Annotated in this window: 21 protein-coding genes; all 21 read left to right on the forward strand. The window is 61.0% G+C overall.

From position 1 onward, the window contains the following. The 21 genes from flgJ to TU80_RS03720 all read left to right on the forward strand — a co-directional run bounded on the left by flgJ (position 1) and on the right by TU80_RS03720 (position 23,326). The gene (flgJ, locus tag TU80_RS03620; RefSeq protein WP_046382509.1) at positions 1-1,266 is read left to right on the forward strand and encodes a flagellar assembly peptidoglycan hydrolase FlgJ; all 1,266 of its coding nucleotides are present in this window, start codon (positions 1-3) and stop codon (positions 1,264-1,266) included. A gap of 10 nt (positions 1,267-1,276) precedes the next feature. Beyond that, a complete protein-coding gene (flgK, locus tag TU80_RS03625; RefSeq protein WP_057003860.1) occupies positions 1,277-3,319 on the forward strand; it encodes a flagellar hook-associated protein FlgK in 2,043 nt (680 codons plus the stop codon). 14 nt (positions 3,320-3,333) lie between these two features. Further along, positions 3,334-4,935 (forward strand): flagellar hook-associated protein 3, encoded by a 1,602-nt coding sequence (locus TU80_RS03630; RefSeq protein ID WP_057003861.1) that lies wholly within the window; start codon positions 3,334-3,336, stop codon positions 4,933-4,935. 279 nt (positions 4,936-5,214) lie between these two features. Continuing rightward, positions 5,215-6,144, forward strand: a complete 930-nt coding sequence (locus TU80_RS03635; RefSeq protein ID WP_057003862.1) for a ketoacyl-ACP synthase III — start codon at positions 5,215-5,217, stop codon at positions 6,142-6,144. A gap of 277 nt (positions 6,145-6,421) precedes the next feature. After that, positions 6,422-7,837, forward strand: coding sequence for a flagellin N-terminal helical domain-containing protein (locus TU80_RS03640; RefSeq protein WP_057003863.1), 1,416 nt, complete (start codon positions 6,422-6,424; stop codon positions 7,835-7,837). 74 nt (positions 7,838-7,911) lie between these two features. Continuing rightward, a complete protein-coding gene (locus tag TU80_RS03645) occupies positions 7,912-8,262 on the forward strand; it encodes a flagellar protein FlaG (protein WP_057003864.1) in 351 nt (116 codons plus the stop codon). Positions 8,263-8,342: 80 nt separating this feature from the next. Next, entirely contained in the window at positions 8,343-9,749 is a 1,407-nt protein-coding gene (fliD, locus tag TU80_RS03650; RefSeq protein WP_057003865.1) for a flagellar filament capping protein FliD, read from the forward strand. 140 nt (positions 9,750-9,889) lie between these two features. Further along, positions 9,890-10,294, forward strand: a complete 405-nt coding sequence (fliS, locus tag TU80_RS03655; protein ID WP_057003866.1) for a flagellar export chaperone FliS — start codon at positions 9,890-9,892, stop codon at positions 10,292-10,294. A 24-nt stretch (positions 10,295-10,318) separates the two neighbouring features. Continuing rightward, complete coding sequence (gene fliT / locus TU80_RS03660) at positions 10,319-10,615, forward strand: flagellar protein FliT (protein WP_057003867.1); 297 nt, start codon at positions 10,319-10,321, stop codon at positions 10,613-10,615. 170 nt (positions 10,616-10,785) lie between these two features. Next, the gene (locus TU80_RS03665) at positions 10,786-12,261 is read left to right on the forward strand and encodes a sigma-54 dependent transcriptional regulator (protein WP_046382517.1); all 1,476 of its coding nucleotides are present in this window, start codon (positions 10,786-10,788) and stop codon (positions 12,259-12,261) included. Positions 12,262-12,371: 110 nt separating this feature from the next. Continuing rightward, a complete protein-coding gene (locus TU80_RS03670) occupies positions 12,372-13,583 on the forward strand; it encodes a sensor histidine kinase (protein WP_046385204.1) in 1,212 nt (403 codons plus the stop codon). A gap of 6 nt (positions 13,584-13,589) precedes the next feature. Beyond that, positions 13,590-14,966 (forward strand): sigma-54-dependent transcriptional regulator, encoded by a 1,377-nt coding sequence (locus TU80_RS03675; protein WP_017845376.1) that lies wholly within the window; start codon positions 13,590-13,592, stop codon positions 14,964-14,966. Between the two features lie 131 nt (positions 14,967-15,097). Further along, the gene (gene fliE / locus TU80_RS03680) at positions 15,098-15,427 is read left to right on the forward strand and encodes a flagellar hook-basal body complex protein FliE (RefSeq protein WP_046382518.1); all 330 of its coding nucleotides are present in this window, start codon (positions 15,098-15,100) and stop codon (positions 15,425-15,427) included. A 16-nt stretch (positions 15,428-15,443) separates the two neighbouring features. Beyond that, complete coding sequence (gene fliF / locus TU80_RS03685) at positions 15,444-17,222, forward strand: flagellar basal-body MS-ring/collar protein FliF (RefSeq protein ID WP_017845378.1); 1,779 nt, start codon at positions 15,444-15,446, stop codon at positions 17,220-17,222. Beyond that, the gene (gene fliG / locus TU80_RS03690) at positions 17,215-18,234 is read left to right on the forward strand and encodes a flagellar motor switch protein FliG (protein ID WP_010563975.1); all 1,020 of its coding nucleotides are present in this window, start codon (positions 17,215-17,217) and stop codon (positions 18,232-18,234) included. The genes fliF and fliG overlap by 8 nt, the downstream gene beginning before the upstream one ends. A 10-nt stretch (positions 18,235-18,244) precedes the next feature. After that, on the forward strand, positions 18,245-19,009 hold the full coding sequence (fliH, locus tag TU80_RS03695) for a flagellar assembly protein FliH (protein ID WP_017845379.1): 765 nt from the start codon (positions 18,245-18,247) through the stop codon (positions 19,007-19,009). After that, complete coding sequence (gene fliI / locus TU80_RS03700; protein ID WP_017845380.1) at positions 18,999-20,357, forward strand: flagellar protein export ATPase FliI; 1,359 nt, start codon at positions 18,999-19,001, stop codon at positions 20,355-20,357. The genes fliH and fliI overlap by 11 nt, the downstream gene beginning before the upstream one ends. A 3-nt stretch (positions 20,358-20,360) precedes the next feature. Beyond that, positions 20,361-20,810 carry a flagellar export protein FliJ gene (gene fliJ, locus TU80_RS03705; protein ID WP_017845381.1) on the forward strand — a complete coding sequence of 150 codons (450 nt, stop codon included), beginning with the start codon at positions 20,361-20,363 and terminating at the stop codon, positions 20,808-20,810. 120 nt (positions 20,811-20,930) lie between these two features. Continuing rightward, complete coding sequence (locus TU80_RS03710) at positions 20,931-21,236, forward strand: STAS domain-containing protein (RefSeq protein ID WP_017845382.1); 306 nt, start codon at positions 20,931-20,933, stop codon at positions 21,234-21,236. Continuing rightward, positions 21,233-22,951, forward strand: coding sequence for an ATP-binding SpoIIE family protein phosphatase (locus TU80_RS03715; RefSeq protein ID WP_057003868.1), 1,719 nt, complete (start codon positions 21,233-21,235; stop codon positions 22,949-22,951). Before TU80_RS03710 ends, TU80_RS03715 begins: the two co-directional genes overlap by 4 nt. A 30-nt stretch (positions 22,952-22,981) precedes the next feature. Next, the gene (locus TU80_RS03720) at positions 22,982-23,326 is read left to right on the forward strand and encodes an Hpt domain-containing protein (protein WP_017845384.1); all 345 of its coding nucleotides are present in this window, start codon (positions 22,982-22,984) and stop codon (positions 23,324-23,326) included. The last annotated feature ends 49 nt before the right edge of the window (positions 23,327-23,375 follow it).

The raw sequence follows: 23,375 nt of genomic DNA on the forward strand, positions 1-23,375 counted from the left end.
ATGGCCATGGATATGCGCAACAGCGGGATCAGCAGCACGGCGGACTCGGGGTCTTATTCCGACCTGAACCGGCTTAACCAGCTCAAGGTCGGCGCCGACAAGAACAGCGACGGCAACATGCGCAAAGTGGCGCAGGAGTTCGAGTCGCTGTTCCTGAGCGAGATGCTCAAGTCGATGCGCTCGGCCACCGACGCCCTGGGCAAGGACAATCCGCTGAACACTCCGGCCGCCAAGCAGTACCAGGAAATGTACGACCAGCAGTTGGCTGTCTCGATGTCCCGCGAAGGCGGGGGTATCGGCCTGGCCGACGTGCTGATGCGTCAGATGCAGAAGAACAAGCCGGTGGACGCCCAGGCGGCCACCTTGCAGGGCCCGGCGGCGGCTGAGCCGGTGAAGAAAGTCGACGTACCGACGGAAATCGCCGCCGGCACCCAGGCGACCGGGCCGCTGGGCCGCTCCAATGGCCAGCGCCCACTGTGGGCCTACCGCGTGGCTGTCCCCGAAGGCGCCAGCGCTCACACCAACGATGTGGCACTGATGAACCAGCGCCGCCTCGCCTTGCCGAGCAAACTGACCGATCGACTGCTCGCCGGCATCGTGCCGAGCGCGCCGGTCGCGATCGATGCCAATCGCGCACCACTGCGTAACAGCGTCGCCGATGACAACGTGATCAACAGCAGCGCACGCAGTTTTGCCGTGCCCAGCGGCCGCATGCAGGTCTACGGCCGCGCCGTGGCCCAGCCGCCGTTGGCCCCGGCGAAGAAAGCCTTCAGTTCCCAGGACGAATTTGTCGCCACCATGTTGCCGATGGCCAAGGCTGCCGCGGCGCGTATCGGTGTCGATCCGAAGTACCTGGTGGCCCAGGCCGCCCTGGAAACCGGTTGGGGCAAGTCGGTGATGCGCGCCGACGACGGCAGCAGCAGCCACAACCTGTTCGGTATCAAGGCCGGCCAGAGCTGGCAGGGCGGCCAGGCCCGCGCGATCACCAGCGAGTTTCGCGATGGCGCGATGGTCAAGGAAACGGCGCAGTTCCGTTCCTACGATTCCTACCAGGACAGCTTCCATGACCTGGTGACGTTGTTGCAAAGCAATGATCGCTATAAAGAAGTTGTGAAGTCAGCCGACAACCCGGAACAGTTTGTGCGCGAGTTGCAAAAAGCCGGCTATGCCACCGATCCGGATTACGCCAGCAAGATTTCGCAGATTGCCAAAACGATGAACAGCTACCAGAACTACGCTGCCGCGGGCGCGACCACTCATTTATAAGGTCTGAATCATGAGTTTGCTCAATATCGGGATGTCGGGGCTAAACGCCGCTCAAGGATCGTTGTCGGTCTTAAGTAACAACATCGCCAACGCCAATACCGCAGGCTACTCGCGTCAGCAGACCACTCAGAGCGCCAGCGCTTCGAACCAGTACGGCGGTGTGTTCATCGGCAGTGGCACGACGTTGGCGGATGTGCGCCGGGTTTATAACGAATTCCTGGACGCGGCCTACCAGAACAGCACGTCGCTCAACAGCGATGCTAAGGCTTATGCCGATCAGGTCAGTGCTGTCGACAAGACCTTGTCGGACAAGACCACCGGCATGTCCTCGGTACTCAGTGCATTCTTCTCCGCGGTGCAGACCGCGGCCGCCAACCCCAGTGACACGTCCGCCCGGCAGGTGCTGCTGACCAGCGCGCAGACCCTGAGCAACCGGTTCAACTCGATCTCCTCCCAGTTGAACCAGCAGAAAGAGTCGATCAACGGCCAGTTGAGCACCATGAGTGATCAGGTCAATCAGTTGACCTCCTCGATTGCCTCGCTCAACAAGCAGATCAGTCAGGTCCAGGGCTCGACCAACACTGCGCCGGCCAATTTGCTGGATGCGCGTAATGAAGCCGTGCGCTCGCTCAATGAGCTGGTGGGGGTGACCACCAGTGAAAAGAACGGTGTGTTCAGTGTCAGCACCGGCTCGGGCCAGTCCCTGGTGCTGGGCGACCAGTCCAACAGCATTTCCGCCGTGCCGAGCAAGAGCGACACCAGCCAGTACACCATTGAGTTGAACGTGGGCGGCGGGACCTCTGTGGACCTGGGCAACGTGCTGTCCGGCGGCAGCATCGGCGGGTTGCTGCGTTATCGCAGTGATGCGCTGATGCCGGCCATCAATGATCTGGGGCGTATCGCCCTGGCGACGGCCGATACGGTCAACAATCAGTTGGGCCAAGGCCTGGACCTGAATGGCGACTTCGGCACCTCGCTGTTCAAGGACATCAACAGCGCGACAGCGATTGCCCAGCGCAGCCAGGGCGCCGTTGGTAACAGCAGTGCCGGCAACCTGAATGTGAGCATCGCCGATACCAGCAAGCTGTCGACCTATGACTATAAGGTCACCTTCAGCAGCGCCAACAATTACACCGTGGTGCGTTCCGACGGCAAAGCCATGGGCGCGTTCGACGTCACCACCACGCCGCCGCCGGTGATCGATGGGTTCACCTTGGCGTTGGATGGCAAGGGGGCGATGGCGGCGGGCGATAGCTTCAAGGTCAGCCCCACCGCGACTGGCGCCACCAATATCGGCACCGATATGACGGACTCCAATAAAATCGCGTTTGCCGGGCCTTTACTGGGCGAAAGCAGTAAAACCAATCAGGGGACTGGCACTTTCACACCACCGAGCCTGACGCTGCCGATCGACATTCATGGCGGCGCGACTACCGCTCAACTGCGCGCCGGGATTGAACACTCAATGCCGGTGAAGATGGTCTTCGGCAAGCCGGCAGCCGACGGTACCCAGGCCTACACGCTCAACGATGCTCAGGGCAACTCGATAGGCAGCGGCACGATTGTGCCGGGCCAGGGTAACAAGATCACCGTCAACGTACCGATGCGCGATGCCAGTGGTGCGCTCGTCGTACCGGCCGCGAGCTTCGGTTTCGATACGACCGTCGGCGGCTCGCCGACCGATGGCGACAGCACCACGTTCTCTTTCAATGCTTCCGGCAGGTCGGACAACCGCAATGCCCAGGAACTGCTCAATCTGCAGACCAAGGCCTCGGTCGGTCTGGCCGATGGCAGCGGGGGCGGGGTGAGCCTGGTCGCGGCCAACAGCCGCCTGGTGTCCACCGTGGGGGCCAAGGCCGCCTCGGCCACTACTGACACCACGGCCACTGGCGCGTTGTTGACGGCCAACAAAAACGCACGCAACTCGGTGTCCCAGGTCAACCTGGATGAAGAGGCGGGCGACATGATCAAGTTCCAGCAGTACTACACCGCGTCGTCGCAGATCATCAAGGCTGCGCAAGAAACCTTCACTACGCTGATCAATAGTCTTTAAGGGAGTCTGGGACGATGCGAATTTCTACACAGCAGTATTTCGAAACCAGTTCCGCCAAGTATTCGGATAACTATTCCAGTGTGGTGAAGGCCCAGGATCAGGCCAGTTCCGGTGTGCGTGTGCAAACCGCCGCGGATGATCCGGTGGCGGCCGCCCGTTTGTTGTTGTTGCAACAGCAGAAAGACATGCTGGGTCAGTTCAATGGCAATATCACCAGCCTGAAAAACTCCCTGACCAACGAAGAAAGCGTGCTCAGCTCGATCAACGATGCCTTGCAGCGCGCCACTCAGTTGGCCCTGCGTGCCGGCGGCTCGATCAGCGATGCCGATCGCCGCTCGATTGCCAGTGAAGTCGGGGCGATCGAGGATCAGGTCCTGGGCATGCTCAACAGCAAGGACTCTTCCGGCAACTACTTGTTTTCCGGTTCCAAGACCCAGACCCCGCCCTACAGCCGCAACAATGACGGCACTTACAGTTATCAAGGCGATGAAACGCCGCTGACCCTGCAAGTCTCCAATACGTTGAAGATCAGCGCCGGTGATACCGGCAAGACCATTCTGGAGGGCGCCGCCAACACCAGTCGCACCCAGGCCACATGGCTTGCCCCTGTGCCTCAGACGGTGCCGCCGACGGTCAATGACAACAAGGTTGCGCTGTCGGCCGGCTTGGTGACTTCAAGCGCCGACTACTCCAACAAGTTCGCCGACGGCCAGCCGTACAAGCTGACCTTTACCAGCAGCACCCAATACAAGGTGTCCGATAAGAACGGCACTGACGTGACCTCGGAGATTGCGGGTAACGGCACCTTCGATGCCACCAAGGAAGGCAGCACCAGCGTGGCACTGCGTGGGGTGAAGTTCGACATCACCATGGGCCTCGGGGATGTTGCCCCGGGCGCCAACTCCGATGCGCTGGTCAAGGATCGCTCGTTCAGCCTGGAAGCCAAGCCGGATACGTTCAGTATCTCGCGCACGCCAAGCAACACGTCCACTGCGCAATTGAACGGTGCCACCGTGTCCAACCAGACGGACTATGCCAGCACGTTCCCGAGCAACAGCGGGGCGCTGATCAAGTTCACCAGCGCGACCGCCTACGAGGTGTACGCCCAGCCCTACACGGCCGCTAGCAAAACCATTGCCACCGGTGATACCGGTGGCGGTACGACCTTGACGGCGGCCGGGGTGACGTTTGACATCAGCGGCGGTACGCCACAAGCGGGCGATCAGTTTTCCGTCGGTGCCAATACCCAGAAAACGCAGAATGCGCTGGACACCCTAGGCCAATTGCGCAAGGCGCTGGAGCTGCCGGCCGACGGTAATCCGGCGGCGACGGTCAAGCTCAAGGACGTGCTGGATGCCTCCATCAGCAACTTGGCAAACTCAATGTCCCAGATCACTAACGTGCGCGGTGACATCGGTGCGCGGGGGAACGCCCTGGATATTCAGTCCGGCGAAAACACCAGCATCGGTCTGGCCAACACCAGCACCATGAGTGACCTGGCTAACGTCGACATGGGAGAGGCGGCGATCAATCTGACGCTGCAGCAGACCATGTTGCAGGCTTCACAGCTGGCCTTCGTTAAAATTTCCCAGTTGAGCCTGTTCAGCAAAATGTGATTTCAGCGTGACAACACCGCGGCCCACTCTGGAAACAGGGTGGGCCGTTGTCGTTTTTACGGCTCAATTGTTCAAAGGTTTTGCATAAACCGCACAAAATTGAGTGACCTGTGAGTCATAAAGCGCATCTTCACTGTATCGTATGAAAAGGATAAGTCGTCACAGGGTCCTTGCGGGACGGCTTTCAGCGAAATTGTCATGGGGTTATCCCCTTTATTGTCAGCACTCCAGGCGTCGTCCGAGGGGTGTTCTCCAGCTATTTAGTATTGGGAAGCCACAATGATTGGCATAAAAAGCATCGCCAGTTACGTGCCGGCCGACGGGATCGATAATTACGCCCAGGGTGCCAAATTCGCCAAGGATGAAGAGTTCATCATTGGCAAGATCGGGTCGGCATTCCTGCCGCGCAAGGAAGCTGGGCAGGAGACCTCCGACCTGTGTGTCGAAGCGGTCAATGCATTGTTTGCCAACAACCCGCAGTTGAAGCGTGAGTCTATCGACGCGCTGATCGTCGTCACCCAGAACGGCGACGAAGAGGGCTTGCCCCACACCGCCGCCATCGTCCAGGACAAGCTCGGCCTGCCGACTCACGTCGCTGCCTTTGACCTTTCCCTGGGTTGCTCCGGCTACGTCTATGGCATCTACGCGATGAAGGGCTTCATGGAGGCCACCGGCCTGAAGAACGGCCTGCTGATCACCGCCGATCCGTATTCGAAGATCGTCGACCCGGAAGATCGCAACACCACCATGCTGTTCGGCGATGCCGCCACCGCGACCTGGATGGGTGAAGATGCCTCGTGGTTGCTCGGCAAGGCCAAGTTCGGCACCGACGGCTCCGGCGCACCGCACTTGAAAGTCAGCGACGGCGTGTTCTTCATGAATGGCCGCCAGGTGTTCAACTTCGCCTTGCTCAAAGTGCCGGCGCACTTGCACGCGCTGCTCGATGAGTCGGACCTCAAGGCCGACGACATCGATGCCTTCTGCATTCACCAGGGCAGTGCGGCGATCGTCGACGCCGTGGCGCGGCGTTTCGAAGATGCGCCAGTGGAAAAATTCATCAAGGACATGGTCGAGACCGGCAACACCGTGTCGTCGAGCATTCCGTTGCTGCTGGAAAAGCATGCGATGGACTCCACCTGGAAACGCGTGGCAATCAGCGGATTTGGTGTGGGCCTGTCCTGGGGCTCGGCGATTCTCTATCGTCCGTGACGCTTAAATAGGTTGCACGCGCTTCAAGCATGAAGACGCCGATGATCGAACGATCATCGGCGTTTTTTATTTGGCGCCAGAAAAACCAATGAAATCAGGCCTTTTTGCCGGACTAAGCCCTTGAATTACAAGGGGTGGCACGGTGCTAGTAAAAAAAATCAAAAAACTCCTCAAGCAACCGGCTACCACGACGATAACTATTACGTAGGTTCTCTAGGCCACACCCGGCGGTTGCCAGGGCCGGAAGCCGCAGTATCCATCCAACGAGGATTTCGTCATGGCTTTAACAGTAAACACCAACATTGCTTCCATCACTACCCAGGGCAACCTGAACAAAGCTGGCAGCTCCCTGGCCACTTCCATGCAGCGCCTGTCTTCCGGCCTGCGTATCAACAGCGCTAAAGACGACGCTGCCGGCTTGGGTATTGCTACCCGCATGACTAGCCAAATCAACGGCCTGGGTCAAGCAGTCAAGAACGCCAACGATGGTATCTCCATCGCGCAAACCGCTGAAGGCGCAATGCAGGCTTCGACCGACATTCTGCAAAAAATGCGTACCCTGGCTCTGTCTTCGGCTACTGGCTCCCTGAGCACCGACGACCGTAAGTCGAACAACGACGAATACCAGGCTCTGACTTCGGAACTGACCCGTATCTCGCAAACCACCACTTTCGGCGGCCAGAAACTGCTGGACGGTTCGTACGGTACTAAAGCTATCCAAGTTGGCGCCAACGCTAACGAAACCATCAACGTAAGCCTGGACAACGTTGCTGCCAACAACATCGGTTCGCAGCAGATCAACAGCCTGGGCATCACCCCTGGTGCTGGTGTTGCTGGTGGCGCAATCGCTGTGACTGGTAACGGTCAGTCTACCAGCGTAACCGTAGCTGCCGCTGCTTCCGCTAAAACCATCGCTGCCCAACTGAGTGGCGCCGTCGGTGGCCTGAGCGCTACTGCCAGCACTGAAGCTCAGTTCGTTGTCGGCGCGGGTGCTGCTGCTGCTCCGGCTTCGTTCACCATGACCGTTGGCGGCCAAGCCACCACGTTCGTCGGTGTGAAAGATACCGCCAGCCTGGCTGACCAACTGAAGTCGAACTCCGCCAAACTGGGTATCAGCGTTAACTACGATGAATCCAAAGGCACTCTGTCGGTTAAATCCGACACTGGTGAAAACCTGGCCTTCAGCGCTTCGACCGCTGCCGGTACCATCACTGTTGCGACCAAAGACGGTTCCGGTACCTACGGTACTGCTACTGCCCTGGCTGACGGCATCATCGCTACCGGTGCTGTGAACATGAACTCCTCCAAGGGTTACTCCCTGGAAGGTGCTGGTGTGACCGGTCTCTTCGGTGCCGCGACTTCCGCTGCCTCGGCCAAGACCTCCGTATCGCAGACCGACGTGACTGACGCCACCAAGGCTCAGAACGCTGTGTCCGTGATCGACCAGGCTATCGCTACCATCTCCAGCTCCCGTTCGGGCCTGGGTGCTGTTCAGAACCGTCTGACCAGCACTGTGGATAACCTGACCAACATCCAGAAAAACACTACATCTGCCCGTAGTACTGTTCAGGACGTCGACTTCGCTTCCGAAGCCGCTGAACTGACCAAGCAGCAAACCCTGCAGTCGGCTTCCACCGCGATCCTGTCGCAGGCTAACCAACTGCCATCCGCTGTACTGAAGCTGCTTCAGTAATCACGGCACTGGGTAAATGATGGGGGGGCGCGTTTACGTGCCCTTTCGTCTTTTCCAATCAGAGGAGATTGGGCATGGACATGAATGTAAAACTGAACTTGTCTTATCCGCCACAGGCCCCTCAAGGCCCCGTGGCACCTGTGGTTGCTGACAAAGACAAGACTAAGGTTGAGCCGGCCGCGCCAACCACGGACAAGCCCCAAAAGGGCGATCTGGAAAAAGCGGTCACCGATATTAAAGAATTCGTACAAGCGGCCCAGCGTAATCTGGATTTTTCCATTGATGATTCCACCCATAGGGTTGTGGTCAAGGTCATTGCCACCGACACCGGTGAAGTGATCCGCCAGATTCCCTCGGAAACGGCCTTGAAGCTGGCGCAAAGTTTGTCCAGCGCCAGTCACGTATTGTTTGACGACAAGGCTTGAGCTGGCATGAAAATTGTTGCTGTTACGGCTTGAAGTGTTCTTCGTCAAGATAACGGCAGCCACCGTAAAGGAGAAAGATGATGGCGGGTACAACGATTACTGGCGTGGGGTCGGGCTTCGACACCCAGGCAATTGTGAAATCCCTGGTGGATGCCGAGCGAGCGCCGAAACAGGCGCAGATCAACACCCAATCGCAAAAGGCAACTACCCAGCTGTCGTCGATCGGCAAGATCCAGGCAGCCCTGGACGCCTTCCGTGGTGCGCTGACCAGCATGGGCACCGACAACAGCTTCAGCGGCTTGACCGGTACCTCTTCGGACGAAAAGGTCGCCACCATGACGGCCAACCAAGGTGCGGCGAACGGCAGCTTCTCGCTGATCGTCAACCAGCTGGCCGCGCCTTCGAAGCTATCGACCAAAACGTTTGCCGGTGGCCAGTCGACAGTCGTCAACGCCGGCACCACGCCGACAACGCTGACAATCACGCAGTCGGGCAAGAACTTTGATTTGAGTGTGCCGGCAGGCGCGACACTGCAACAGGTGCGTGATTCGATCAACTCCACGTTCGGCACCGCCGGCCTGAGTGCCAACATCCTCACCGACTCCACCGGTTCGCGTCTGATCCTGACCTCCACCAATGGCGGGGTCGGTTCGGACCTGACGATGTCGGGCAACTCTGGGATTGATACCGGCTACACGGTAGTCAGCTCGCCTCAGAACGCCAAGTACACTATCGATGGCATTGCGGCGGAGTCCAAGTCCAACAGCATCACGGATGCGGTGAGTGGGGTAAGCATCAAGTTGCTGTCGCTGTCGCCTACGGTCACGGCCAACGATCCGAATACAACCAACCCGCTTCGTACCGCCATGACCATCTCGGTCAGCACCAGCGCCACCGCGCTGAAGTCCGGGGTCAAGGGCTTCGTCGACACCTACAACGCTCTGCTCAAGGCCATGAACGCCGAGACCAAGGTCACCAAGGATGCTGCCGGTAACTCCATCGCCGCAACCCTGACTGGCGACTCGACCATGCGTACCTTGCAGTCGGCGATCCGCAACGAGTTCAACGCACTGTCCGGCAACGGCACCTTGAAGTCCCTGGCGCAGTTCGGCGTCACGACCGACCAGGACACCGGGGCGCTGAGTATCGACAGCAAGCAGTGGGATAAGGCTGTCGCCACCAATGCCGCCGACATCAACAGTATTTTCAGCGGCAAGACCGGCTTGCTGGCGCGCCTGACGGCGGCTACCGATGGCTACGCCAAGGCCTCCACCGGGATTCTGGCGACGCGCACGACGTCGTTGGCCGACAGCCTGAAAGACCTGACCAAGCAGCAAACCGATCTGGATGATCGTCTCACGACGATGCAGGACTCCTTGACCCGCAAGTACACGGCCATGGACACGCTGGTGGCGCAGTTGCGGCAACAGAGCAGCAGCATCCTTGGCACGCTCAGTGCGCTGAGCAACTCCAAAAGCAGCAGCTGATTGAATGTGCGTGAAAAAGCCCGGGTCCGTTGACCTGGGCTTTGTTCTTTATAGCGCCGGCGGGTTAAAGTTTTTTGCGATCCAGTCGACATAATGGTTACTGCAACCCATCTAGCTGTTGCCTGTCACGAGGTAGAAACATGAATCCCATGAGAGCCCTTCGCCAATATCAGAAGGTCAATTCCCATGCTCAGATCTCCGAAGCCAGCCCGCATCGCCTGGTGCAAATGCTGATGGAGGGCGGTCTGGACCGTATGGCGCAAGCCAAAGGGGCGCTGGCGCGTGGCGATATCGCTCAGAAGGGCCTGATGCTCGGCAAGGCTTCTGACATCCTCATTGGCCTTCGTGATGGCCTGGATGCGGAAAAAAGCGACAACAAGGAATACGTCCAGCAATTGGACGGTCTATATGTCTATATGACCAACCGTCTGATGGAAGCCAATTTGCACAACGATGTCGACATGATCGACGAAGTCGCTCGTCTGTTGATTACCGTCAAAGAAGGCTGGGATGCCATTGCCGCACCACAAGGTGCCGCACAGTAAGGCCTCGGCCTTGAGGAACTGATCATGAGCCAAGCACTGCAACGCATCGATGAAACCCGCGAAGCCCTGATCGGCGCGCTGGCGGAGCGCAACTGGGAAGCCGTTGGCGAACTGGACCTGGGCTGTCGCGCGGTGATTGATCAGGTACTCAGCGAAGCGCCGGTGGACGAGGACGCCCTGCGGGAAAAGCTGGAGAGCTTGCTGGCGGTGTATCAGCAGTTGCTTGAGGTGACGACCGGTGAGCGCCAGGCGATTTTCGAAGAGATGTCGCAGATCAACCGAGCGGAAAGTGCGTCAAAGGTTTACCATTTGTTCGGCTGAATGGGCTCAGTTAATCCGAACGGTGCGTCATATATTTGACTGTGCCAGCATTTTTGACTTAACTAGTGCTGTTTTCAGATTTCAGACGTCTAGTAAGGTAAGAAATCTTACAAACGTCTAGATTGCCCTCACTCTGGGGCAGAGCGTTTTACTAGGGAAGTTGCTATTGCATGTGGCGTGAAACCAAAATTCTGCTGATTGATGACGATAGCGTCCGCCGCCGCGATTTAGCGGTGATTTTAAATTTTCTTGGCGAAGAAAATCTGCCCTGCGGTAGCCATGATTGGCAGCAGGCGGTCAGCTCGTTGTCCTCGAGCCGTGAAATCATTTGTGTACTGATCGGGACGGTAAACGCTCCTGGCGCAGTTCTGGGCTTGTTAAAGACACTGTCAACCTGGGATGAGTTCCTTCCGGTGTTGCTGATGGGCGATATTTCTTCGCTCGACCTGCCGGAAGACCAGCGCCGCCGGGTGTTGTCCGCCCTGGAAATGCCGCCCAGCTACAGCAAATTGCTCGACTCCCTGCATCGCGCCCAGGTCTATCGCGAGATGTACGACCAGGCCCGTGAGCGCGGTCGTCACCGCGAACCCAACCTGTTCCGCAGTCTCGTCGGCACCAGCCGGGCGATCCAGCACGTGCGCCAGATGATGCAGCAAGTGGCCGATACCGACGCCAGTGTGCTGATCCTCGGCGAGTCGGGCACCGGCAAGGAAGTGGTCGCGCGCAACCTGCACTATCACTCCAAGCGCCGCGACGGGCCCTTTGTGCCGGTCAATTGCGGGGCGATCCCGGCAGAGCTGCTCGAAAGCGAACTGTTCGGCCACGAGAAGGGCGCCTTTACCGGGGCGATCACCAGCCGTGCCGGGCGTTTCGAGCTGGCCAACGGCGGCACGCTGTTCCTCGACGAAATCGGCGACATGCCGCTGCCGATGCAGGTCAAACTGTTGCGCGTGTTGCAGGAGCGCACCTTCGAACGTGTGGGCAGCAACAAGACCCAGAGCGTCGACGTGCGGATCATTGCGGCCACCCACAAGAACCTCGAAAGCATGATCGAGGTCGGCAGCTTCCGCGAAGACCTCTATTACCGCCTCAACGTGTTCCCGATCGAGATGGCCCCGCTGCGTGAGCGCGTGGAAGACATCCCGTTGCTGATGAACGAACTGATCTCGCGCATGGAGCACGAAAAGCGCGGTTCGATCCGCTTCAATTCGGCAGCGATCATGTCCCTGTGCCGCCATGGCTGGCCGGGCAACGTCCGCGAGCTGGCCAACCTGGTGGAGCGCATGGCGATCATGCATCCCTACGGTGTAATCGGCGTGGTCGAGCTGCCGAAGAAATTCCGCTACGTCGACGAAGAAGACGAGCATCTGGTGGACAGCCTGCGCAGCGACATGGAAGAGCGGATCGCCATCAACGGTCATACCCCGGACTTCGGTGCCACCGCGATGCTGCCGCCGGAAGGCCTTGACCTCAAAGACTACCTCGGCAACCTTGAACAAGGGCTGATCCAGCAGGCCCTGGACGACGCCAACGGCATCGTCGCGCGTGCCGCCGAGCGCCTGCGTATCCGTCGAACCACCCTGGTGGAAAAGATGCGCAAGTATGGGATGAGCCGTCGAGACGGTGATGAACAGGCAGATGATTGACGCCTGTTTTTCAAGTAACTGAAAACTAAGCGCATTTTTTTAGGCACGGGTATTGCTACAGCCCTCGCAACGTTCCGTTTAACTGACGGTCAGCCAAGCGAGAGAGCATGATGCCCCACGCCGCCCAACTACCTTCGGCCCCTGAACTCCAGGGGCCTGTCCCGTCCGCCGAACAGCTCAGCCGGCATGGCCTTGAGCAGGCGTTCTCGCTGTTCAGTCAGATGTCCAGCCAGTTGACCGACTCCTACAGCCTGCTGGAAGCGCGGGTCTCCGAGCTCAAGGGCGAATTGGCGGTGGTCAGTGCCCAGCGCATGGAAGAGCTGGCCGAGAAAGAGCGCCTGGCCAACCGTCTGCAGAACCTGCTCGATCTGTTGCCTGGCGGTGTGATCGTCATCGACGACCAGGGCCGTGTGCGCGAAGCCAACCCGGCCGCCTGCGACCTGCTCGGACTGCCGTTGGAGGGCGAACTGTGGCGCCATGTCATCAGCCGCTGCTTCGCGCCGCGTGAAGATGACGGCCATGAAATCTCCCTCAAGGATGGGCGCCGCTTGTCCATCGCCACTCGCTCCCTGGACGCGGAGCCCGGTCAACTGGTGCTGCTCAACGACCTGACTGAAACCCGTCACCTGCAAGACCAACTGGCGCGCCATGAGCGCTTGTCGTCGCTGGGTAGGATGGTCGCTTCTTTGGCGCATCAGATCCGCACGCCGTTGTCGGCGGCGTTGATCTACGCCAGTCATTTGACTGATGAGCAATTGCCCGCGGACACCCACCAGCGTTTTGCCGGACGCCTCAAGGAGCGCTTGCATGAGTTGGAGCACCAGGTGCGCGACATGCTGGTGTTTGCCCGCGGCGAATTGCCGCTGACCGACCGCATCACGCCGTCCGGCCTGATGCAGGCGTTGCAAGCGGCGGCCGCCACCCATGTGCAGGACGCCAATGTGCGCTGGCAGTGCGACAGCCACCAAGGCGAATTGCTGTGCAACCGCGACACCCTGGTGGGCGCGCTGCTCAACCTGATCGAAAACGCGACCCAGGCCAGCGGCCCCGGTGCGCGGCTCAAGGTGCATGTGTACGCCCGTGCGCAAACCCTGCGCCTGTGCATCAGCGACAGCGGTAGCGGTATCGAGCCGCAGGTGCTGCAGCGCCTGGGCGAACCGTTTTTCACCACCAAGACCAACGGTACGGGCCTCGGCCTGACGGTGGTCAAGGCTGTGGCGCGCGCCCATCAGGGAGAATTGCAGCTGCGTTCCCACTTGGGGCGTGGCACTTGTGCATTGATGACCTTGCCGCTGTTTTCATGCGCGGCAAGCGCGGAGTAAAAGGCTATGGCTATCAAGGTTCTGTTGGTGGAAGACGATCGTGCCCTGCGTGAGGCATTGGCTGACACGCTGCTGCTGGCGGGCCATGACTATCGGGCGGTCGGTTCTGCCGAGGACGCCTTGGCGGCGGTGGAGCAAGAGGCCTTCAGCCTGGTGGTCAGCGACGTGAACATGCCTGGCATGGACGGCCATCAGTTGCTCGCGCTGCTGCGCGCACGCCAGCCGCAGTTGCCGGTGCTGCTGATGACCGCCCATGGCGCCGTCGAGCGCGCAGTGGATGCCATGCGCCAGGGCGCGGCGGATTACCTGGTCAAGCCGTTCGAGCCCAAGGCGTTGATCGAGCTGGTGGCGCGGCATGCCCTGGGGGTGATTCCTGTCGGCGAGGCAGACGGCCCGATTGCTTTTGAGCCGGCCAGCGCACAATTGCTGGAACTCGCGGCCCGCGTGGCGCGCAGTGATTCCACCGTGTTGATTTCCGGCGAGTCGGGCACCGGCAAGGAAGTGCTGGCGCGCTATATCCACCAGCAATCGGGGCGCGCCCAGCAGCCCTTTATCGCGATCAATTGCGCGGCGATCCCCGACAACATGCTCGAAGCCACGCTGTTCGGCCACGAAAAGGGCTCCTTCACCGGCGCCATCGCGGCCCAGGCGGGCAAGTTCGAGCAGGCCGACGGCGGTACCATCCTGCTCGACGAAATTTCGGAAATGCCCCTGGGCCTGCAAGCCAAACTGCTGCGGGTGCTGCAGGAGCGTGAAGTGGAGCGGGTCGGTGCGCGCAAGCCGATCCAGCTGGATATCCGCGTGGTCGCCACCACCAACCGAGACCTGGCGGGTGAAGTGGCGGCGGGGCGCTTTCGTGAAGACTTGTTCTACCGCCTCTCGGTATTCCCCCTGGCCTGGCGCCCGCTGCGCGAGCGCCCGGCGGACATCATCCCGCTGGCCGAGCGCCTGCTGAACAACCACGTCAAAAAAATGAAGCACGCTCAGGCGCGGCTGTCGGCCGAAGCCCAGGCATGCCTGATCGGCTACCCCTGGCCCGGCAACGTGCGGGAGCTGGATAACGCCATTCAGCGCGCGTTGATTCTGCAACAGGGCGGCTTGATCCAACCCCAGGACTTCTGCCTGGCCATGGGCAGCGGCGCCGCGCCGTTACCGAGCCTGGCGCCCGCGCCGCTGGTCGCCGAAGCCGAATCCGCCGGGGCCCTGGGCGACGATCTGCGCCGCCGTGAATTCCAGATGATCATCGACACCCTGCGCGCCGAACGCGGCCGCCGTAAAGAAGCGGCCGAGCGCCTGGGCATCAGCCCACGCACCCTGCGCTACAAGTTGGCGCAGATGCGGGATGCGGGGATGGACGTGGAAGCTTATCTGTTTGCTATCTGAGCGGTAACAAGGTCGACAAGTTTTGTCGCCTTTTCTTACAGGTTGATACAGAGCTGGCACCCTTGTTGCTACCACCCCTAGTAACCGCTGCGTAGTGTCAAAAAATTGCGGGTCGTCGGAGAGAGAAGGTCATGAGCCAGGGTATTGAGTTCAATCGGTTGATGTTGGATATGCGCTCCATGCAAATGGACGCCATGGCTCAACCGAAATCCGTCGCACAAGCGCCGGAATTGGGCCAAAGCAGTTTCGCCGATATGCTCGGCCAGGCCATCAACAAAGTCAGTGACACCCAGCAAGCCTCCAACCAGTTGGCGACCGCGTTCGAGATTGGCAAGAGCGGCGTGGACCTGACCGACGTGATGGTCGCTTCGCAGAAAGCCAGTGTGTCCTTTCAAGCCTTGACCCAGGTGCGCAACAAACTGGTCCAGGCTTATCAAGACATCATGCAGATGCCGGTTTAAGGACGAGATTTAAGTCATGGCAGAAGCAGTCGTGGACAACGTACCCGCCAAGACAGACGGCAAGCCGCCGCTGTTTGGCCTGTCGTTCCTGGAAAACCTCTCGGAAATGACCATGCTGCGTCAGGTGGGCCTGATGGTCGGCCTGGCGGCCAGCGTGGCGATTGGTTTTGCTGTGGTGCTGTGGTCGCAGCAACCCGATTACCGGCCGCTGTACGGCAGCCTGGCCGGTATGGACTCCAAGCAGATCATGGAAACCCTGGCCGCCGCCGACATCGCCTACACCGTGGAGCCCAACTCCGGGGCACTGCTGGTCAAGGCCGATGACGTCGCCCGGGCGCGCATGAAGCTGGCCGCCGCCGGCGTGACCCCGTCCGACAGCAACATCGGTTTCGAGATCCTCGACAAGGACCAGGGCCTGGGCACCAGCCAGTTCATGGAAGCCACCCGCTACCGTCGTGGCCTGGAAGGCGAACTGGCGCGCACCATCTCCAGCCTCAATAACGTCAAGGGCGCGCGGGTCCACCTGGCGATTCCGAAGAGTTCGGTGTTTGTGCGCGACGAGCGCAAGCCAAGTGCCTCGGTACTGGTCGAACTGTTTTCCGGCCGCTCCCTGGAGCCTGGCCAGGTGCTGGCGATCATCAACCTGGTGGCCACCAGCGTTCCCGAATTGAGCAAGTCGCAAATCACCGTGGTCGACCAGAAGGGCAACCTGTTGTCCGACATGGCCGAAAATTCTGCGCTGACCCAGGCCGGCAAGCAGTTCGACTACAGCCGCCGCATGGAAAGCATGCTCACCCAGCGTGTCCACAACATCCTGCAACCGGTGCTGGGCAACGACCGCTACAAGGCTGAAGTGTCCGCCGACGTGGATTTCAGTGCCGTCGAGTCGACCTCCGAGCAATTCAACCCGGACCAGCCGGCCCTGCGCAGCGAGCAGTCCACCAGCGAACAACGCACCGCCAGCAACGGCCCGCAAGGCGTACCGGGTGCCCTGAGCAACCAGCCGCCGGCCCCGGCCTCGGCACCGCAAACCACCGGCGGCGCTGCCGCGACCGCGGGCGCCATCGCTCCCGGCCAGCCACTGTTGGACGCCAACGGCCAACAGATCATGGACCCGGCCACCGGCCAGCCGATGCTCGCTCCGTACCCGGCGGACAAGCGTAACCAGTCGACCAAGAACTTCGAACTCGACCGTTCCATCAGCCACACCAAGCAGCAACAGGGCCGGATCAACCGCCTGTCGGTGTCGGTGGTGGTCGATGACCAAGTCAAGGTCAACGCCGCTGACGGCGCCGTCACCCGCGCACCGTGGAGCGCCGACGAATTGGCGCGCTTCACCCGCCTGGTGCAGGATGCCGTCGGTTTCGACGCCAGCCGTGGCGACAGCGTCAGCGTGATCAACATGCCGTTCTCCGCCGAGCGTGGCGAAGTGATCGCCGAAGCGGCGTTCTACACCCAGCCGTGGTTCTGGGACATCGTCAAGCAAGTGCTGGGCGTGTTGTTCATCCTGGTGCTGGTGTTCGGCGTGCTGCGTCCGGTGCTCAACAACATCACCGGCAATGGCAAGAAACAACTGGCGGCCTTCGCTGGCGGCGACGTCGAGTTGGGTGGCATGGGCGGCCTGGACGGCGAACTGGCCAACGACCGTGTCAGCCTCGGCGGCCCGCAAAGCATCCTGTTGCCAAGCCCGAGCGAAGGCTATGACGCTCAGTTGAACGCAATCAAGAGTCTGGTGGCAGAAGACCCGGGCCGTGTGGCCCAGGTCGTGAAAGAGTGGATTAACGCAGATGAGTGATAATCGAGCCGCTGTTGCCAAACTCACCAAGGTCGACAAAGCCGCAGTCCTGCTGCTGTCCCTGGGTGAAACCGACGCCGCCCAAGTGCTGCGCCACATGGGCCCCAAAGAGGTTCAACGGGTCGGCGTGGCCATGGCGCAAATGCGCAACGTTCACCGTGAGCAGGTCGAACAGGTGATGAGCGAGTTCGTCGAGATCGTCGGCGACCAGACCAGCCTGGGTGTCGGCTCCGACAGCTACATCCGCAAGATGCTCACCTCGGCCCTCGGCGAAGACAAAGCCAACGGCCTGATCGACCGCATCCTGCTGGGCGGCAACACCAGCGGCCTCGACAGCCTCAAATGGATGGAACCGCGCGCCGTCGCCGACGTGATCCGCTACGAGCACCCGCAGATCCAGGCGATCGTGGTGGCCTACCTCGACCCGGACCAGGCTGGCGAAGTGCTCGGCCACTTCGACCATAAAGTGCGCCTGGACATCATCCTGCGCGTATCGTCGTTGAACACCGTGCAGCCGGCGGCCCTGAAAGAACTCAACACGATTCTCGAGAAGCAGTTCTCGGGCAACTCGAACGCTTCGCGCACCACCTTGGGTGGTATCAAGCGCGCCGCCGACATCATGAACTTCCTCGACAGCTCGGTCGAAGGCCAGTTGATGGACTCGATCCGCGAGATCGACGACACCCTGTCCGGCCAGATCGAAGACCTCATGTTCGTGTTCAACAACCTCTCCGATGTCGACGACCGCGGCATCCAGGCGCTGTTGCGCGAAGTCTCCTCCGACGTGCTGGTACTGGCCCTCAAGGGCTCGGACGAAGGCGTCAAGGAGAAGATCTTCAAGAACATGTCCAAGCGCGCCTCGGAACTGTTGCGCGACGACCTGGAAGCCAAAGGCCCGGTGCGCGTCAGCGACGTGGAAACCGCCCAGAAGGAAATCCTCACCATTGCCCGCCGTATGGCCGAAGCCGGAGAAATCGTTCTCGGCGGGAAGGGCGGCGAAGAAATGATCTAAGGCGCCTCGCATGTCGAACAAAGATGAGACGCCCAGCGATCTGATTCGCGCGCGGGACGTGGGCGGGTTCGACATCTGGTCGTTGCCCAGCTTCGATCCGCATGTGCCGGAGCCCGAACCCGAGCCTGTGGAAGAACTGCCGGCGGAAATGGAAGAAGTGCCGCTGGAGGAAGTCCAGCCGCTGACCCTGGAAGAGTTGGAAAGCATCCGCCAGGAGGCCTACAACGAAGGCTTTGCCGCTGGCGAAAAAGATGGTTTTCGCAGCGCCACGCTCAAGGTCCGCCAGGAAGCCGAGGTCGCCTTGAGCGTCAAGCTGGCCAGCCTCGAACGCCTGATGGGCAGCCTGTTCGAGCCCATCGCCGAGCAGGATTCGCAGATCGAAAAAGCCATGGTTGGGCTGGTCGAGCACATCGCCCGTCAGGTGATCCAGCGCGAGCTGGTGCTGGACTCCAGCCAGATCGAAAGCGTCATGCGCGAAGCCCTCAAGCTGCTGCCCCTGGGCGTCGGCAATGTGCGGCTGCACATCAACCCGCAGGATTTCGAACAGGTCAAAGCCCTGCGCGAGCGCCATGAAGAAACCTGGCGCATCGTCGAAGACGCCGATCTGCAGCCCGGTGGTTGCCGCGTCGAGACCGAATACAGCCGCATCGACGCCACTGTGGAAACGCGCATCAGCCAGATCATGGCCCAACTGCTGGATCAGGTCCACGAGCAGCTCCTGAACCCGGCTGAACCGGACATGAGCGTGGACCTGGACGCCGCCGATGCGCCTTGATCGCACCAGCTTCGCCAAGCGCCTGGGCGGTTACATCGAGGCCACCGGGTTGCCCGGCCAGCCGATTCTCGAAGGGCGCCTGCTGCGCATGGTCGGCCTGACCCTCGAAGCCGAAGGCCTGCGTGCCGCCATGGGCAGCCGCTGCCTGGTGATCAACGACGACAGCTACCACCCGGTGCAGGTCGAAGCCGAAGTCATGGGCTTTTCCGGCAGCAAGATTTTCCTCATGCCCGTCGGCAGCCTGGCGGGCATCGCTCCCGGTGCCCGCGTGGTGCCGCTGGCCGATACCGGCCGCCTGCCCATGGGCATGAGCATGCTCGGCCGCGTGCTGGACGGCGCCGGGCGCGCGCTGGACGGCAAGGGCGGCATGAAGGCCGAAGACTGGGTGCCGATGGACGGCCCCACCATCAACCCGCTCAAGCGCAACCCGATCAGCCAGCCGCTGGACGTGGGCATTCGCAGCATCAACGGTTTATTGACGGTCGGCCGCGGCCAGCGCCTGGGCCTGTTCGCCGGTACCGGCGTGGGTAAGTCGGTGTTGCTCGGCATGATGACCCGCTTTACCGAGGCCGACATCATCGTGGTGGGGCTGATCGGCGAACGGGGCCGGGAAGTGAAGGAGTTCATCGAGCACAGCCTCGGTGAAGAAGGCCTCAAGCGTTCGGTGGTGGTTGCCTCCCCGGCCGACGATGCGCCGCTGATGCGTTTGCGCGCGGCCATGTACTGCACGCGCATCGCCGAATATTTTCGCGACAAGGGCAAGAACGTCCTGTTGCTGATGGATTCCCTCACGCGTTTCGCCCAGGCCCAGCGGGAAATCGCCCTGGCCATCGGCGAGCCGCCGGCCACCAAAGGTTATCCGCCGTCGGTGTTCGCCAAGCTGCCCAAGCTGGTCGAGCGCGCCGGTAATGCCGAGGCGGGCGGGGGCTCGATCACCGCGTTCTACACCGTGTTGTCTGAAGGCGATGACCAGCAGGACCCGATCGCCGACTCGGCGCGCGGCGTGCTCGACGGTCACATCGTGCTGTCGCGGCGCCTGGCGGAAGAGGGGCACTACCCGGCGATCGACATCGAAGCCTCCATCAGCCGGGTGATGCCGTCGGTGGTCACGCCCGAGCACATGGCCCGCGCCCAGCAGTTCAAGCAGCTGTGGTCGCGCTATCAGCAGAGTCGCGACCTGATCAGCGTCGGCGCCTATGTGGCCGGTGGCGATCGTGAGACCGACCTGGCGATTGCCCTGCAACCGCAATTGGTCACCTACCTGCGCCAGGGTCTCAACGACAACATCAGCATGGGCGAAAGCGAAGCGCACTTGCAGTCCATCTTCGCCCCCGCGCCAGGCGGCTAAGCCATGGCCAGCAGCCGCTCGTCACGCCTGGCCCCGGTGGTGGACATGGCCGAAAAGGCCGAAAAAACCGCGGTCCAGCGCCTGGGTTACTTCCAGGGCCAGGTGCGCCTGGCAGAAAGCAAACTCGGCGACCTGGAGCGCTTTCGCGGCGAGTACCAGCAGCAGTGGATCGAGCGCGGCACCAAAGGCGTGTCCGGCCAGTGGCTGATGGGCTACCAGGGCTTTCTCAACCAACTTGAGACCGCCGTCGGCCAGCAGCGCCAGAGCCTGGCCTGGCACCAGAACAACCTCGACAAGGCCCGCGAGAGCTGGCAGCAGGCGTATGCCCGGGTCGAAGGCTTGCGCAAGCTGGTGCAGCGCTACATCGACGAAGCGCGGGCGATCGAGGATAAGCGCGAGCAGAAGCTGCTCGACGAGTTGTCCCAGCGCCTGCCGCGGCAGAATCCCTACTAGCGCCAGGCCCGCTGTTCAATGTGGGAAGGGGCTTGTCTCCCATATTTGATTCGCCGTGTTGCCCATAGCCCATTCGCCTGCTACACCTTCTATCTAGACCCATGACAAGGAAGCAGTCACATGTCAGTCGTGTCAGAAGTATCCCTGGATGGGACAAAGTTGACGATTGCAATCAAAGGCCGGTTCGATTTCGGCAGCCACCAGATCTTTCGTGAGGCCTACGAGCGTTTCTACAAGGTGCCGGACGTGTACGTGGTCGACCTGAAGGAAACCACCTACATGGACAGTTCCGCCCTGGGCATGCTCCTGCTGCTGCGCGATCATGCCGGGGGCGATGATGCGGAAGTCCAGGTGATCAACATCAGCTCCGACGTGCGCAAGATCCTCGCGATATCCAACTTCGATAAACTGTTCGATATCAATTGAGCGCTCTGGCTCCGGTCCTCGAACCGCTGACCGTCCTGATCGCCGAAGACAGCGCCACCGACTTGCTGTTGCTGTCGACCATCATCCGGCGCCAGGGCCACCACGTGCTCACCGCCAGCAACGGTGTAGAAGCGGTCGACCTGTTCGCCCGCGAACGCCCGCAACTGGTGCTGATGGACGCCCTGATGCCGGTGATGGATGGGTTTGAGGCTGCGCGCCGGATCAAGCAACTGGCGGGCGAAGCCCTGGTGCCGATCATCTTCCTCACCTCCCTGCGCCAAAGCGAAGCCCTGGCCGAATGCCTGGATGCCGGTGGCGATGACTTCTTGCCCAAGCCCTACAACCCGCTGATCCTCGCGGCCAAGATCAATGCGATGGACCGCCTGCGCCGCCTGCAGGCCACGGTATTGCAGCAGCGCGACCTGATCGCCAAGCACCACGACTACCTGCTGCATGAGCAACGCGTGGCCAAGGCGGTGTTCGACAAGGTTGCCCATTCCGGCTGTATCAACGCGGCGCCGAACATTCGCTACCTGCAATCGCCGTATGCGCTGTTCAACGGTGACTTGTTGTTGGCGGCCTACACGCCGGCGGGTGATATGCATGTGCTGCTCGGCGATTTCACCGGGCATGGCCTGCCGGCGGCGGTCGGCGCGATGCCGTTGGCGGAAGTGTTCTACGGCATGACGGCCAAGGGCTACGGGCTGACGCAGATCCTGCGGGAGATGAACGCCAAGCTCAAACGCATCCTGCCGGTGGACATGTTCTGCTGCGCCGCGCTGTTGTGCCTGAGCACGCAGCGGCGCGTGGTGGAGGTCTGGAATGGCGGCATGCCTGATGGCTATGTACACGAAGTCGCCACCGGCAAGCGGACACCGTTGGTGTCACGGCATTTGCCGTTGGGCGTGCTGTCGGCACAGGCGTTCGAGGATCGTACCGAAGTCTGGCCGATGGCCCTGGGCGACCGCGTGTTTCTGCTCTCCGACGGCGTGCTGGACACCGCCGACGCCAACGAACAGTTGTTCGGCGCCGAGCGCTTGCAGCAGGTGTTTGCCGCCAATCGCGAGCCCGACTGCCTGTTCGAGGATATCGAGCAGGCTCTGGCGGCGTTTTGCGGTGAGGTGCGGGATGATGTGAGCATGGTCGAAATCACCCTGCAGGCCGGCCAGTCGATGCGTGCGACGGGGCCGTTGTACGCCGACAGCGGCCAGTCGTGCCCGTTGGATTGGTCGGTGGGCTTTGAATTCCGCGCCGAGACCCTCAAGCGTTACAACCCGCTGCCCTATCTGTTGCAACTGCTGCTCGAGATCCACGGCCTGCGCGAGCAGAGCGGGGCGCTCTACAGCGTGATGGCCGAACTGTATTCCAACGCTCTGGAGCATGGCGTGCTGGGCCTGGACTCGCGGCTCAAGCGCGATGCCGAAGGGTTCGCGCAGTATTACCGCGAGCGCAACGAACGGCTGATGCGGCTCAACAGCGGTTATGTGCGCGTGCAGGTGCAGGTGGCGCCCACCGTTACCGGCGGCAGGATGAGCTTGCGCATCGAAGACAGCGGCCCCGGGTTCGATGTGGAACAGGTGCTGGCGCGCCCGCTGGATGTCGACCGTCTGTCCGGTCGCGGCTTGAGCCTGGTACGGCAACTGAGCAGCGATGTACGCTGGTCCGACGGCGGGCGCAGCGTCTGCGTGGAGTTTTGCTGGGAGGCTCTGGCATAATCCGCCGATTCTTGATCAAGGAGCGAACAAGTGGTTGAGGTTCATCTGGACCCGGACGTGTTATCGGGTTTGCAGGAAGTCATGGAAGGCGAGTACCCCAAGTTGCTCGATACCTTTCTCGATGATTCGCAAAAGCGCGTCGAAGCGCTGCGCAAGGCGCGCGACGATGCCAAGGCATTGGCGCTTATCGCCCATAGTTTCAAGGGCAGCAGTGGCAACCTCGGGGCGGTGCGGTTGGCGCACTTGTGCCAGCGCCTGGAGGTTGAGTCCGTCGAGGCGGCGGCGGACCTGGGGGCCTTGGTCGATCAGATCGATCATGAGTTTGCGCTGGTCAAGCCGCTGTATGAGTCGGAGCGCCAGCGCTTCCAGCTTTAATTTCAGGCGCGGGACGGCTTTTCGATAGGAGCTGGCCCGACTCTTGCTC

The sequence above is a fragment of the Pseudomonas veronii genome (genome assembly GCF_001439695.1).
GTDB classification, from domain to species: Bacteria; Pseudomonadota; Gammaproteobacteria; order Pseudomonadales; family Pseudomonadaceae; genus Aquipseudomonas; species Aquipseudomonas veronii.

What these genes read in the sequence shown, in the direction of transcription:
- flgJ (WP_046382509.1), top strand. Translation starts at nt 1, where the DNA reads ATGGCCATGGATATGCGCAACAGCGGGATCAGCAGCACGGCGGACTCG.
- flgK (WP_057003860.1), top strand. Translation starts at nt 1,277, where the DNA reads ATGAGTTTGCTCAATATCGGGATGTCGGGGCTAAACGCCGCTCAAGGA.
- TU80_RS03630 (WP_057003861.1), top strand. Translation starts at nt 3,334, where the DNA reads ATGCGAATTTCTACACAGCAGTATTTCGAAACCAGTTCCGCCAAGTAT.
- TU80_RS03635 (WP_057003862.1), top strand. Translation starts at nt 5,215, where the DNA reads ATGATTGGCATAAAAAGCATCGCCAGTTACGTGCCGGCCGACGGGATC.
- TU80_RS03640 (WP_057003863.1), top strand. Translation starts at nt 6,422, where the DNA reads ATGGCTTTAACAGTAAACACCAACATTGCTTCCATCACTACCCAGGGC.
- TU80_RS03645 (WP_057003864.1), top strand. Translation starts at nt 7,912, where the DNA reads ATGGACATGAATGTAAAACTGAACTTGTCTTATCCGCCACAGGCCCCT.
- fliD (WP_057003865.1), top strand. Translation starts at nt 8,343, where the DNA reads ATGGCGGGTACAACGATTACTGGCGTGGGGTCGGGCTTCGACACCCAG.
- fliS (WP_057003866.1), top strand. Translation starts at nt 9,890, where the DNA reads ATGAATCCCATGAGAGCCCTTCGCCAATATCAGAAGGTCAATTCCCAT.
- fliT (WP_057003867.1), top strand. Translation starts at nt 10,319, where the DNA reads ATGAGCCAAGCACTGCAACGCATCGATGAAACCCGCGAAGCCCTGATC.
- TU80_RS03665 (WP_046382517.1), top strand. Translation starts at nt 10,786, where the DNA reads ATGTGGCGTGAAACCAAAATTCTGCTGATTGATGACGATAGCGTCCGC.
- TU80_RS03670 (WP_046385204.1), top strand. Translation starts at nt 12,372, where the DNA reads ATGCCCCACGCCGCCCAACTACCTTCGGCCCCTGAACTCCAGGGGCCT.
- TU80_RS03675 (WP_017845376.1), top strand. Translation starts at nt 13,590, where the DNA reads ATGGCTATCAAGGTTCTGTTGGTGGAAGACGATCGTGCCCTGCGTGAG.
- fliE (WP_046382518.1), top strand. Translation starts at nt 15,098, where the DNA reads ATGAGCCAGGGTATTGAGTTCAATCGGTTGATGTTGGATATGCGCTCC.
- fliF (WP_017845378.1), top strand. Translation starts at nt 15,444, where the DNA reads ATGGCAGAAGCAGTCGTGGACAACGTACCCGCCAAGACAGACGGCAAG.
- fliG (WP_010563975.1), top strand. Translation starts at nt 17,215, where the DNA reads ATGAGTGATAATCGAGCCGCTGTTGCCAAACTCACCAAGGTCGACAAA.
- fliH (WP_017845379.1), top strand. Translation starts at nt 18,245, where the DNA reads ATGTCGAACAAAGATGAGACGCCCAGCGATCTGATTCGCGCGCGGGAC.
- fliI (WP_017845380.1), top strand. Translation starts at nt 18,999, where the DNA reads ATGCGCCTTGATCGCACCAGCTTCGCCAAGCGCCTGGGCGGTTACATC.
- fliJ (WP_017845381.1), top strand. Translation starts at nt 20,361, where the DNA reads ATGGCCAGCAGCCGCTCGTCACGCCTGGCCCCGGTGGTGGACATGGCC.
- TU80_RS03710 (WP_017845382.1), top strand. Translation starts at nt 20,931, where the DNA reads ATGTCAGTCGTGTCAGAAGTATCCCTGGATGGGACAAAGTTGACGATT.